This is a genomic window from Kluyvera chengduensis, from assembly GCF_044197065.1.
Lineage (GTDB): Bacteria > Pseudomonadota > Gammaproteobacteria > Enterobacterales > Enterobacteriaceae > Kluyvera > Kluyvera ascorbata_C.
The window spans coordinates 1-13475 of sequence record NZ_JBIQOI010000008.1 but is presented as its reverse complement, the minus strand read 5'-3'; the positions used below and the strand labels follow the sequence as shown (position 1 = coordinate 13475).

8 protein-coding genes are annotated in these 13475 nt (G+C 56.9%); 2 read left to right on the top strand and 6 right to left on the bottom strand.

Annotation, left to right across the window (positions count from 1 at the left end; all coding sequences use genetic code 11):
- Positions 1–57 precede the first annotated feature (57 nt).
- Both ACH1XZ_RS17905 and metH read right to left on the bottom strand, forming a co-directional pair.
- Positions 58–1689, bottom strand: coding sequence for a Na/Pi cotransporter family protein (locus ACH1XZ_RS17905; RefSeq protein WP_395596595.1), 1632 nt, complete (start codon positions 1687–1689; stop codon positions 58–60).
- Between the two features lie 212 nt (positions 1690–1901).
- Entirely contained in the window at positions 1902–5585 is a 3684-nt protein-coding gene (gene metH, locus ACH1XZ_RS17900) for a methionine synthase (RefSeq protein WP_395596594.1), read from the bottom strand.
- A gap of 199 nt (positions 5586–5784) precedes the next feature.
- Between metH and iclR the strand changes: the two genes are divergently transcribed.
- Positions 5785–6609: a glyoxylate bypass operon transcriptional repressor IclR gene (gene iclR, locus ACH1XZ_RS17895; protein WP_035895219.1), complete on the top strand. Its 825-nt coding sequence runs from the start codon at positions 5785–5787 to the stop codon at positions 6607–6609.
- A gap of 51 nt (positions 6610–6660) precedes the next feature.
- Here the strand turns inward: iclR and aceK are convergent, their stop codons facing one another.
- The 4 genes from aceK to metA form a co-directional block, all read right to left on the bottom strand.
- Positions 6661–8445 carry a bifunctional isocitrate dehydrogenase kinase/phosphatase gene (aceK, locus tag ACH1XZ_RS17890; RefSeq protein ID WP_395596690.1) on the bottom strand — a complete coding sequence of 595 codons (1785 nt, stop codon included), beginning with the start codon at positions 8443–8445 and terminating at the stop codon, positions 6661–6663.
- A gap of 102 nt (positions 8446–8547) precedes the next feature.
- Positions 8548–9852, bottom strand: coding sequence for an isocitrate lyase (gene aceA / locus ACH1XZ_RS17885; RefSeq protein WP_395596593.1), 1305 nt, complete (start codon positions 9850–9852; stop codon positions 8548–8550).
- A 31-nt stretch (positions 9853–9883) separates the two neighbouring features.
- Positions 9884–11485, bottom strand: coding sequence for a malate synthase A (gene aceB, locus ACH1XZ_RS17880; protein ID WP_395596592.1), 1602 nt, complete (start codon positions 11483–11485; stop codon positions 9884–9886).
- 271 nt (positions 11486–11756) lie between these two features.
- Positions 11757–12686, bottom strand: a complete 930-nt coding sequence (gene metA, locus ACH1XZ_RS17875; RefSeq protein ID WP_395596591.1) for a homoserine O-acetyltransferase MetA — start codon at positions 12684–12686, stop codon at positions 11757–11759.
- Positions 12687–12841: 155 nt separating this feature from the next.
- Here metA and ACH1XZ_RS17870 point away from each other — a divergent pair, with 155 nt between their 5' ends.
- Entirely contained in the window at positions 12842–13297 is a 456-nt protein-coding gene (locus tag ACH1XZ_RS17870; protein WP_395596590.1) for an acetyltransferase, read from the top strand.
- Positions 13298–13475: the final 178 nt, after the last annotated feature.

The following is a 13475-nucleotide window of genomic DNA, read 5'->3' as shown; positions in this document are numbered from 1 at the left end:
AAACGCCTTATCCGGCCTACAAGGTAGCCCGGCCGAGCGCAGCGACGCCGGGTATGGCTAGTAATCGTCGCGATCGTCGTCTTCATCCGGCTGCTCCAGCACGCTGTAGGCCACAGAGCAAAACAGCGAGTTCAGGCGCAGCATGTCCCCCAGCAGCGCCAGGTGCAGGGTACTGGTTTCAATACTCTGCACGTTCTGCTGGTGCAGACGATCGACGTGCGCGTGCGCGTAGCGGCGATTCAGAATACGGAACCGGTGCTTGCTACGGCGCAGGCGGCGGGCGCTGGTGACGTCACCGGCGAAGAACACCGACATCGCCAGTTGTAGATTGCTTAATAGCAGCTCATACAACGCTTCCAGCTCTTTTAACCCCTCAACCGAGAAGGCGCGGCGCGCGGCCAGCGATTTGTCGGCAATTTCACTGCCCATACGCTCGATAATGTCCGAAGCCTGTTCGAGGTTGAGCGACATTTCGATAATCTCCGCCCAACGGCGGGACTCCTCTTCCGCCAGCTCATCTTTCGGCATTCGCGCCAGATAGAGTTTGATTGCGGTGTAGAGCACGTTGATATCATCCGCCTGCTTGCGCAGGTTTTTCTCTTCACGCGGCTCACCGTGCATGACCTTCTTAAGCCCATCCAGCATCTGCTCGGTGGCATCACCGATGCGCAGCGTTTCACGGGCGGCATTGGCCAGCGCCAGCGTTGGGGTATCCAGCGCGGTCACGTCCAGGTGCTTCGGCTTGAGGTTGGCATCCAGCTCTGGCTCATCGCGAATCAGGCGCTTACACAGCCGCGCCATTGGCTCGGCGAACGGCACCATCGCCAGGCAGCGAATCAGGTTGTAGAAGACGTGGAAGTAGATAACCAGCTCGGACTCCGGCAACGGCAGCTTGTGCATCACGTCAGCCAGTATGTGAACGAACGGCAGGATAATCAGGCTACCCACCAGCTTAAACAGCAGGCTACCCAGCGCCACACGGCGGGCGGCGGCGTTCGCGGCGCTGTTGTTCAGCATCGCCAACAGGCCGGAGCCCAGGTTAGCGCCAATCACCAGGCACAGCGCCACCGGGAAGGAGATAATCCCTGCGGCGGTCAGCGTTGCAGTCAACAGCACCGCCGCCAGGCTGGAGTAACTGATGATGGCGAACACCGCGCCAATCAAGGCATCCAGCAGAATATCGCCGGTTAGCGAGGCGAAAATCACCTGCACGCCGTTGGCTTCGGTAATCGGTCTGACCGCCTGAACAATTAATTCCAGCGCCAGCAGGATAAGCCCCAGGCCAATCCCGACGCGGCCTAGCTGGCCTTCGCGGCTCTGCTTGCGGCCAAGGAAAAAGGCCACGCCAATAAAGATAAGCAGCGGCGACAGCCACGACAGGTCGAAGGTCAGGATACGCGCCATCAGCGCGGTCCCCACGTCGGCGCCCAGCACAATCACCAGCGCAGGCGTCAGGGCGACCAGATCCTGTGCGACAAAGGAGGTCACCAGCATGGTGGTGGCGTTGCTGCTCTGGACCAGCGCAGTGACGCCGATACCCGCGCAGAAGGCGAGCGGTTTTTTCTCGACGCTGCGGCTGAGCACGGTACGCAGGCGTGCGCCGAAAACGCGCATTACGCCAGTACGCACGATATGGGTGCCCCACACCAGCAGCGAGACGGCGGAAAGCAGGTGCAGCAGAGTTAACACGGAATCAGTTTCTCCTTATTGTTATGGGTTCCTGAGGCTCCGATGCCTGATGGCGCTGCGCTTATCAGGCCTACAAATCATCCCTATGCTGGCCGGATAAGGTGTGCAGCGCGCGTGAGCCTTCTTTCAGTATAAGGGTTTACGCACAATAAAGAGACAGGGCGCTCATTGAGCGCCCTGTTAGTTGTAAGGAAAGATGACGGTTTTGTGAATTAGTTGGCGTCATAGCCGAGGTTCGGCGCCAGCCAGCGCTCCACTTCCGCCACGCTCATTCCTTTACGGAAGGCGTAATCCTCAACCTGGTCACGCTGAATCTGCGCCACCGCGTAGTACTTGCTGTCCGGGTGGCTGAAGTACCAGCCGGACACCGACGCCCCAGGCCACATGGCGAAGGATTCGGTCAGCTTCATGCCGGTGTGGGTTTCCACGTCCAGCAGCTCCCAGATGGTGCCTTTTTCGGTGTGCTCCGGGCAGGCTGGGTAGCCCGGTGCCGGGCGAATCCCCTGGTAGTTTTCGCGGATAAGCTCGTCGTTGCTCAGGTTTTCATTCGGCGCGTAGCCCCAGTAAACCTTACGCACGCGCTCGTGCAGGTACTCGGCAAAGGCTTCCGCCAGACGATCGGAGATCGCCTTCACCATGATCTTGTTGTAGTCATCGTGCTGCGCTTCAAAAGCATCGGCCAGCGCATCTTCTTCCAGACCACCGGTCACCGCGAAGGCACCGATGTAGTCCGCTTTGCCGGAGGTTTTCGGCGCCACAAAGTCAGACAGGCAGTAGTTCGCAAAACCGACTTTCTCCGTTTGCTGACGCAGATGACGGCTAACGGCCAGCACGTGGGTGCGCGTTTCGTCGCGATAGATTTCCACATCATCGCCCACACGGTTAGCCGGGAACAGCCCGACGACACCGCGAGGGTTCAGTGCTTTCTCGGCGCTCAGTTTATCCAGCATGTCGTTGGCATCTTTGAACAGGCGCTTCGCCTCTTCACCCACCACTTCATCTTCGAGAATGCGCGGGTACTTCCCGGCCAGCGACCAGGTCATAAAGAACGGCGTCCAGTCGATGTAGTTACGCAGCGTTTCAATGCTGGCTTCAACGCTCTGCACGCCCAAGCGATGCGCCACCGGCGGGGTGTAGTTTTCCCAGTCGAACGCCAGATCGTTTTCACGCGCCGCCGCCAGCGTTACCGGCGGGGTGCGTGGTTTCTTACGCCCGTGCTGAATACGCACGGTTTCGTACTCTTTGCGCGTGCGGGCAACAAAATCGTCGTGTTGAGTATCGGAGAGCAGCGCCGCCACTACGCCCACGGTGCGCGAGGCGTTCTGGACGTAGACCGTTGGGCCGCTGTAGTTCTGCTCAATTTTCACCGCGGTGTGCGCTTTTGAGGTGGTCGCGCCGCCAATCAGTAGCGGAATGGTAAAGCCCTGACGCTCCATCTCTTTCGCCACGTTGACCATTTCGTCCAGCGACGGGGTAATCAGGCCAGAGAGGCCAATCAGGTCCGCATTCACCTCTTTGGCGGTTTTGAGGATTTTATCCGCCGGAACCATCACGCCAAGGTCGATGATTTCGTAGTTATTACACTGCAATACCACGCCGACAATGTTTTTGCCGATGTCGTGTACGTCGCCCTTCACGGTCGCGATAACCATCTTGCCGTTGCTGGAGCCCTTCTCTTTGCTGGCTTCAATGTACGGTTCGAGGTAGGCCACCGCCTGTTTCATCACGCGGGCGGATTTCACCACCTGCGGCAGGAACATTTTGCCCTCGCCGAACAGGTCGCCGACCACGTTCATGCCGTCCATCAGCGGCCCTTCGATAACCTCAATCGGACGCGCGGCCTGCTGGCGGGCCTCTTCGGTGTCGAGTTCGATAAATTCGGTAATGCCTTTCACCAGCGAGTATTCGAGACGCTTTTTCACGTCCCAACTGCGCCATTCCGCCTGTTGCGCGTTGGCGGTCTCGTCGGTTTTGCTGCCGCGATATTTCTCGGCCAGTTCCAGTAAGCGCTCGGTGCCGTCGTCGCGACGGTTGAGGATCACGTCCTCTACCGCATCGCGTAGTTCGGCCGGCAGGTCGTCATAAATCGCCAGTTGACCGGCGTTGACGATCCCCATGTCCATGCCGTTACGGATGGCATAGTAGAGGAATACCGCGTGAATGGCTTCACGCACCGGATCGTTGCCGCGGAACGAGAACGATACGTTGGAGACGCCGCCGGAGATCAGCGCATGCGGCAGTTCGCGTTTAATATCTTCACAGGCGCCGATAAAGTCCTGCGCATAGTTGTTGTGCTCTTCGATACCGGTTGCCACGGCGAAGATGTTCGGGTCAAAGATGATGTCTTCCGGCGGGAAGCCCACCTCTTGGGTCAGAATGTTGTAGGCGCGGCGGCAAATCTCAATTTTTCGTTCTCGGGTGTCGGCCTGGCCCACTTCATCAAAGGCCATCACTACCATCGCCGCGCCGTAGCGACGCACTTTTTTCGCGTGTTCGATAAACGGCTCAACGCCCTCTTTCATCGAGATGGAGTTGACGATGCCTTTGCCCTGGATGCACTTCAGCCCTTTTTCGATAACCTCCCATTTGGAGGAGTCGATCATAATCGGCACGCGGGCGATATCCGGCTCACCGGCAATCAGGTTGAGGAAACGCACCATCGCCGCTTCGGCGTCGAGCATCCCTTCATCCATGTTGATGTCGATGATCTGTGCGCCGCTTTCCACCTGCTGGCGGGCCACATCCAGCGCTTCGTTATATTTTTCTTCTTTGATCAGGCGTTTAAACTTCGCCGAGCCGGTAACGTTGGTACGTTCACCGACGTTGACAAACAGGCTGTCGTCGCCGATGTTCAGCGGCTCAAGGCCGGACAGACGGCAGGCCACCGGAAGCTCCGGCAGTTTGCGCGGCGGCAAGCCTTCGACCGCGCGGCTCATTGCCGCAATGTGTTCCGGCGTTGTACCGCAGCAACCGCCGACCACGTTGAGGAAGCCCGCCTGCGCCCATTCCTGAATCTGGGCTGCCATGGTGTCGGCATCAAGGTCGTACTCGCCGAAGGCGTTTGGCAGACCGGCGTTCGGGTGCGCGGTCACGTAACATTCGGCAATGCGCGACAGCTCCTGAACGTACTGGCGCAGCTCGTCCGGCCCCAGGGCGCAGTTCAGGCCAAAGGTCAGGGCGTCGGCGTGACGCAGGGAGTTGTAGAACGCTTCGGTGGTCTGGCCGGAAAGCGTACGCCCAGAGGCGTCGGTGATGGTGCCGGAAATCATGATCGGCAAGTCAACACCCAGCGCTTCAAACTCTTCTTTCACCGCAAAGATTGCCGCTTTGGCGTTCAGGGTATCGAAGACGGTTTCAATCAGGATCAGGTCACTGCCGCCCTCCACCAGCGCTTTGGTGGATTCGCGGTAGGCGGCCACCAGCTGATCGAAAGTCACGTTACGATAAGCAGGGTCGTTGACGTCCGGTGAGATAGAGGCGGTGCGGTTGGTTGGGCCAAGCACGCCCGCGACGTAGCGCGGCTTGTTCGGCGTGCGCGCCGTCCATTCGTCGGCGCAGGCGCGCGCCAGCTTCGCCGCAGCAAAGTTAATCTCCGCCGACAGGGATTCCATCTGGTAATCCGCCATGGCGATAGTCGTAGAGTTAAAGGTGTTGGTTTCAATGATATCCGCGCCCGCTTCAAAGTAGGCGTTATGGATAGCGCTGATCACCTCCGGCTTGCTGAGCACCAGCAGGTCATTGTTTCCCTTCAGGTCGCACGGCCAGTCGGCGAAGCGCTCACCGCGGAAGTCCTGCTCGCTCAGACGATAGCCCTGGATCATGGTGCCCATGCCACCGTCCAGAACCAGAATACGTTCATTTAACTGCGCACGCAGTTGCTCCACTTTGCTGCTCACAAGCACTCCCGACACCGCTCAACGAAACCCAGGCCTAAAAAAGGCAATAAAACATACTGGCATAAACTGTGAGGGTGGAAAAGGAAACAACTTGCTACTTGAGACATGTTCAACATGACTCATCGGAGCAGTAATACGAACGGTTGTATTATAATCAATAAAAACGAAAACTATTTCCACGATACAGAAAGGAGTTGCGATGGTTGCCAACGTTCCTGCGAAACGCGGTAGAAAACCCGCCCCTGCGGCTGCCCCGGCAACCGGCCAGGTACAATCACTGACCCGCGGCCTGAAGCTGCTGGAGTGGATTGCCGAATCCCATAGCAGCGTCGCGCTGACCGAACTCGCCCAGCAGGCTGGGCTACCCAATTCCACCACCCACCGCTTGCTGACCACCATGCAGCAGTTAGGCTTTGTGCGTCAGGTGGGTGAACTGGGGCATTGGTCCGTGGGCGCGCACGCCTTTATCGTCGGCAGCAGTTTCCTGCAAAGCCGTAATCTGCTGGCCATCGTCCACCCGATTCTGCGCAAGCTGATGGAAGACTCCGGCGAGACGGTGAACCTGGCGGTGCTTGATAAGAGCGATCACCAGGCGATTATCATCGACCAGGTACAGTGTACGCAGTTGATGCGCATGTCCGCCCCGATTGGCGGCAAGCTACCGATGCACGCCTCCGGCGCGGGCAAAGCATTTTTATCGCAGCTGAGCGAAGAGGAAGTGACCAGCCTGCTGCACCGCAAAGGGCTGCACGCTTACACCCACGCCACGCTGGTATCGCCAGTACATCTGAAAGATGACCTCGCCCAGACGCGCAAACGCGGCTATTCGTTTGATGATGAAGAACACGCGCTCGGCCTGCGCTGCGTGGCGTCGTGCATTTACGACGAGCACCGCGAGCCGTTTGCCGCTATCTCTATTTCCGGGCCGATTTCGCGCATTACCGACGACCGCGTTACCGAGTTTGGTGCGATGGTGATTAAGGCGGCGAAAGAGGTGACGCTGGCGTACGGCGGAATTAAATAAACAAAATGCCCCTTTGGGGCATTCTCGGTAGGCCTGATAAGCGTAACGCCATCAGGCAGATCGGCGCACATTGCCGGATGGCGGCACAAGCGCCTTATCCGGCCTACGGTCGGTTTCATAACGTACGCTGAAACGCTGGCGGCGGCGGTAGGCGTAAACGTCTTCTACATGACCATTCTTGATACGCGTTTGCAGACCGCGCCAGTAATCGGCGCTGAGCAGGTCGGTGTGCATCTCTTCAAACAGCGGCCCGATGCGCGGGTCGGCGCACAGCCAGTGACGGAACTCTTCCGGGAAAACATCCCCCGGCGACACGCTGTACCAGGGTTCGCTGGCAAGTTCGTCTTCCGGGTAGCGCGGCGGCGGAATGTCGCGGAAGTTCACCTCTGTCATATAGCAAATCTCATCGTAGTCGTAGAACACCACGCGGCCGTGGCGGGTGACGCCGAAGTTTTTAAACAGCATATCGCCGGGGAAAATATTGGCGGCAGCAAGCTGGCGAATGGCGTTGCCGTACTCCTCTACTGCATCGCGCAGCGGCTGACCGTCCACCCGTTCGAGCCAGATATTCAGAGGTACCATTCGGCGTTCGATGTATAGATGGCTAATGGCGATTTTATCGCCCATATCGACGATTTTCTCCGGTACTTCTCGTAATAACAGCGCCATTAGCGCGGGGGAAATCTGCTGCTTATCCAGCACAAAGTTTTCAAATTCCTGGGTATCCGCCATGCGGCCAACGCGGTCGTGCTCTTTTACCAGCTGATAGCAGGCGCGCACGTGGGCGGCAGACATCTCTTTTTGCGGCGCAAATTTGTCTTTGATGACTTTAAACACCCGGTCAAAGCCCGGCAGCGTGAACACCAGCATCACCATCCCGCGAATGCCCGGCGCTTCGATAAACTGCTCGTCGGTGCTGGCGATATAGTTCAGGTACTCACGATAGCTTTCCGTTTTCGCGTGCTTCTGGCAGCCAATCGCCATATACAGTTCAGCGGTGGTTTTACCCGGCAGGATATCCCGCAGCCACTCCACCAGGGCGGCGGGTAGCGGGGCGTAAACCATAAAGTAGGAACGCGCGAAGCCAAAGACGATGCTCGCCTCTTCGGTGGTGGTCAGGCAGGTATCGACAAACAGCTCCCCTTCATCGGTGCGGTGGATCGGGATTAAAAACGGCAGTGTGCCGTCTGGCGTGATGAGCTTGCCAATAAGCCAGGCGGCTTTATTACGATAAAACAGTTCATTAGCGATTTGCAGATGCGCGCGATGCAGCGTCTCAGCGCCCAGCGTTTCGCTCAGGTGCGCCATGATATAGCCGACGTCGCGGGATTTGTTTTGCCACGGCAGACGCAGCGGTAAGTCGCTGAGCATTTTGAAAATCACCGCTTCCCAGCCAGAATCCGGGAAAAAGTCTTTTGCCAGCGGACGGGGAATCGCGCGGAAGCGGCGCTCCGGCTGCGAGCTGAAAATAAATAACCGCTCGGGGCTTAGCGAGCGGTGATCGAATAATCGACAATAAACCGAGTTAAAAAAGCTCTCGGCAATTTCGAAGCGCGGGTAATCCGGCAGCAGGCGGGTGTACTGCGCTTTGACGCGCAGCAGAAAATCCTCATCAGTACTTTTACCGTCGGTAATGCAGCGCAGCTGTTCAACCACCAACCCCACGTGGTGGTCGTACAGATGAATACGGCTTTTCATCGCCTGCTGAACCGCATGCCAGTCGGCCTGTTCAAACCGTTGCTGTGCGCCGGAAGTGACTTCCAGAAAACGCCCGTACTGGGCGTCAAATCCCTGCAAAATGGTCTGCGCAATCAGTAATTCCAGGCCTCGCGTCATCATTGTTCCCCATCCGGCACCGAGTCATGCCGGATGGCGCGTTCGCTTATCCGGCCTACATCCCTTCGTAGGCCCGGTAAGCGTAGCGCCACCGGGCGTCAATCAAAACTGCGATTCTTCGGTCGAGCCGGTCAGCGCGGTCACCGAGGAGGTACCGCCCTGGATAATGGTGGTGACATTATCAAAGTAACCGGTGCCCACTTCCTGCTGGTGAGAAACGAAGGTGTAGCCATCTTTCGCCGCCGCAAACTCGGCCTGCTGAACCTTCTCAACGTAGTGCTTCATCCCCTCACCCTGCGCGTAAGAGTGCGCAAGGTCGAACATGTTGAACCACATGCTGTGGATGCCCGCCAGGGTGATGAACTGGTACTTGTAGCCCATATCTGACAGTTGCTGCTGGAAGCTGGCGATGGTTTTATCATCCAGCTTTTTCTGCCAGTTGAACGACGGTGAGCAGTTGTAGGCCAACAGCTTGCCCGGGTATTTCGCGTGGATAGCGTCGGCAAAGCGTTTTGCCAGCGCCAGATCCGGGGTAGAGGTTTCACACCACACCAGGTCGGCGTACGGCGCGTAGGCCAGGCCGCGACTGATCGCTTGTTCAATGCCCGCATGGGTACGGTAGAAACCTTCGCTGGTGCGCTCGCCGGTGATGAAATCGCTATCGTACGGGTCGCAGTCGGAGGTGATGAGATCCGCCGCATCCGCATCGGTACGAGCGATCAGCAGGGTCGGTACGCCCATCACATCGGCCGCCAGACGCGCGGCAACCAGTTTCTGGACTGCTTCCTGAGTCGGTACCAGCACCTTGCCGCCCATGTGACCGCATTTCTTCACCGAAGCCAGCTGATCTTCGAAGTGTACCGCCGCTGCACCGGCTGCAATCATCGATTTCATCAGTTCAAAGGCGTTCAGCACGCCGCCGAAGCCGGCTTCTGCGTCGGCGACGATAGGCAGGAAATAGTCCACATAGCGCGGGTCATTCGGCTCGATGCCGTTCGCCCACTGAATTTGATCCGCGCGGCGGAAGGTGTTGTTGATTCTGTCGACCACCGCCGGGACGGAGTTCGCCGGGTAGAGCGACTGGTCCGGGTACATGCTGGAGGCCAGGTTAGCGTCCGCCGCTACCTGCCAGCCGGACAGGTACACCGCTTCAATACCCGCTTTCGCCTGTTGCAACGCCTGACCACCGGTCAGCGCGCCAAGGCTGTTGACATAGCCCTTTTTCGATTCGCCGTGCAGCAGACGCCACATTCTGGCGGCACCGAGCTGAGCCAGCGTACATTCCGGGTTGACCGACCCGCGCAGTTTCACCACTTCTTCCGCGCTATACGGGCGACGAATGCCCTCCCAGCGAGGCTGCGTCCACTCTTTTTGTAAATCTTCGATTTGTTGGGTACGAGTTTTCATGTGCAGATGCTCCATATTGTTATGTGGTGAATTACGCCAGCAGGCGGTAGCCAGGCAGGGTCAAGAAGTCGATAAGTTCGTCGGAGGTGGTGATCTGCTCCATCAGGCGCGCGGCATCATCGAAACGGCCGCCGCTGAAGCGTGCATCGCCCAGCTCGTCTTTGATAACCAGCAGCTCTTCGGCCAGCATCTGGCGAAACAGCGGTTTGGTGACCGGTTTGCCGTTGCTGAGCGTCTTCTGGTGGTGGATCCACTGCCAGATGGAGGTGCGGGAGATCTCAGCGGTCGCCGCATCTTCCATCAGGCCATAAATCGGTACGCAGCCGTTGCCGGAGATCCAGGCTTCGATGTACTGCACCGCCACGCGAATGTTGGCGCGCATCCCCTCTTCCGTGCGCTCACCGTCGCATGGTGTCAGCAGCTCTTCTGCGGCGATCGGCGCATCGTCAGCACGAGAAATGGATAACTGGTTAGGACGTTCACCCAGTACCTCGTTAAATACCGCCATCGCGGTATCCGCCAGGCCAGGATGCGCCACCCAGGTGCCATCGTGGCCGTTGTTGGCCTCCAGCGATTTGTCCGCTTTCACCTTGTTCAGCACCTGCGCGTTGCGCTCAGCATCTTTGCTTGGGATAAACGCCGCCATACCGCCCATCGCGAAAGCCCCCCGCTTGTGACAGGTTTTAATCAGCAGGCGCGAGTAGGCGCTGAGGAACGGTTTATCCATCGTGACGACCTGACGGTCAGGCAGTACGCGGTCCGGATGATTCTTCAGGGTTTTGATATAGCTGAAGATGTAGTCCCAGCGTCCGCAGTTGAGGCCAACAATGTGGTCACGCAGCGCGTGCAGAATTTCGTCCATCTGGAAAACCGCCGGCAGCGTTTCAATCAGCAGCGTGGCTTTGATAGTGCCGCGCGGCAGGTTAAAGCGATCCTCCGCAAAGCAGAACACGTCGTTCCACCAGGCCGCTTCCTGCCAGGCCTGCGTTTTCGGCAGATAGAAATAGGGACCGCTGCCTTTGGCCAGCAACGCCTGGTAGTTGTGGAAAAAGTAGAGCGCGAAATCAAACAGGCTGCCGGGGATGGCTTCACCGCGCCATGTGACATGTTTTTCCGGCAGATGCAGACCGCGCACGCGGCAGATGAGCACCGCAGGGTCGGGCTTAAGCTGATAGATTTTGCCCGCGTCGTTGGTGTAGCTGATGGTGCCGTTAACGGCATCGCGCAGGTTGATCTGGCCTTCAATGACCTTGTTCCAGTCCGGCGCGAGGGAATCCTCAAAGTCAGCCATGAACACTTTGACGTTCGCGTTCATCGCGTTAATCACCATTTTGCGCTCAACCGGCCCGGTAATTTCTACGCGACGATCCTGTAAGTCCGCCGGAATACCGCGAATCGTCCAGCCACCTTCACGAATGGAAGCGGTTTCCGAAATAAAGTCAGGAAGCTTGCCATCATCGATATCCTGCTGCTGCTGAATACGTGCAGCCAGTAGCTTATTGCGTTTAGGCGTAAATCGGGTCACCAGTTCGGTCAGAAATTCCACCGCTTCCGCAGTCAGAACCTGCTGTTCCTGCGCGCCAGAAGGCTTCAGAAAAGCCAGTTCATCGGTTGTTGTGGCCTGTTGTGTCATGGTGCAGCTCCTCGTGAGTGATCCGAATAGTTTTCCCGCCAGCTGAGCAGAAGATCGTTGTGTAGTTTTCGCTCAACGTTTTTAAGCCTAATCAATAAAATTAAAAAAACAAAAACAATTTCCATTTTTAATTAAAAATAAATGCAACTTATTGATTAGTAATAAGATAAAAATATAATTTTTACTGGGGGTATTTTCGGAAACAAAAAAGGCACCCGAAGGTGCCTGATTGAGAATGCTGAAACGCTTTAGGATCGTGGAGAGTAGAGGATCAATCCAGCGTAGGGTTCATATTCCGCAGATCGTACGGTGTGATCTGGTAGACGTAGTAGTTGAGCCAGTTGGCAAACAGCAGGTTTCCGTGGCTGCGCCAGGTGGCGTGCGGTTTGTTATTAGGGTCGTCTTTCGGGAAGTAGTTATATGGCACTTCCGGGGTTAAACCCGCATCCACGTCGCGGAAAAATTCGCTCGCCAGGGTATGGGCATCGTATTCCGGGTGGCCGGTGACAAAGGCAATACGTTTATCTTTGCTGGCGAACAGGTAGGCGTCGCCCCCTTCCGTTTCGGCGAGAATTTCCAGGTCGGTATAGTCACGGATCAGCTGTGCCGGGAAGTCGGCATAGCGAGAGTGCGGCGCCAGGAAGCTGTCATCAAAACCGCGCGTAAGTAGCGCATGAGGGTGAAGGATGTGATGTTCGTAAACGCCGGAGAGCTTGTCGTTGCGGGTCTGTTTCGGAATGCCATACAGAATATTGAGCGCGGCCTGTACCGCCCAACAGACAAACAGCGTCGATGTGACGTGATCTTTGGCCCATTCAAGCACCTGTTTGATCTGCGGCCAATAGGCAACGTCGTTGAATTCAACCAAGCCTAGCGGGGCGCCGGTGACGATCAATCCATCATAGTTCTGGTCGCGAATGTCGTCGAAATTGCAGTAAAAGTTATTTAAATGCTCGGTTGGTGTATTACGAGACTCGCGCGCATCGATACGCAGGAGCTGAATATCCAGCTGCAGTGGGGAATTTGACAGAAGCCGCAGGAACTGGTTTTCTGTCTCAATCTTCTTCGGCATCAGGTTGAGGATCAGTACCTTCAAAGGACGAATTTCCTGACCCGTAGCACGCGACGTGGTCATCACAAAGACGTTCTCATCACGCAAGAAATTGACGGCTGGTAGCTCGTCCTGCACCCGAATCGGCATAACCTTATTACCTCACAGCATACGTATAAACGTTTAGACATCCAGACACCTAACGATACCCAGATTTCAACGAAATGTCGAGTCTGCATGTTGAAGGTGAGAAAGTTTCAATTACCTTTAAGGTAGAATACGGAAACGATTCGAAAAGGAGAAAAATGATGATAATTCGACGTTCACAGCGCCATGAGGGCGAACGGCTGATTGCGATTTGGTGTCGTTCGGTCGACGCTACGCATGACTTTCTTTCCGCACAGGATAGAGCAGACATTGAAGTTCAGGTGCGAGCCTTCCTGCCGGAAGCACCGCTCTGGGTGGCGGTAGATGACAATGATGTGCCGGTCGCGTTTATGCTGCTGTCTGAGCATCATCTGGAGGCGCTATTTGTCGATCCTGATGCGCGGGGAACCGGTGTGGGGCGTAAAATGGTTGAACATGCGCTGTCGCTGATCCCCGATCTGACCACGGATGTAAACGAGCAGAATGCACAGGCGGTGGGGTTCTATCAGAAGATGGGGTTTGTCGTGACCGGACGGTCGGAGACGGATGATCATGGGCGACCTTATCCGTTGCTGCATTTGCGTTATCACGGTGCATCTCCAGAGTCGGCATAAAACGCCTCGTCCGGGCTATCAGAGCAGCCCGTAGCCCGGGCGAGCGCAGCGACCCCGGGATTTTCACCGCACTTTCCTTTTCCACAGACGCAAAAAAGCCCATCCGTCAGGATGGGCTTCTTCACTAATTGATGCCTGGCAGTTCCCTACTCTCGCATGGGGAGACCCCACACTACCA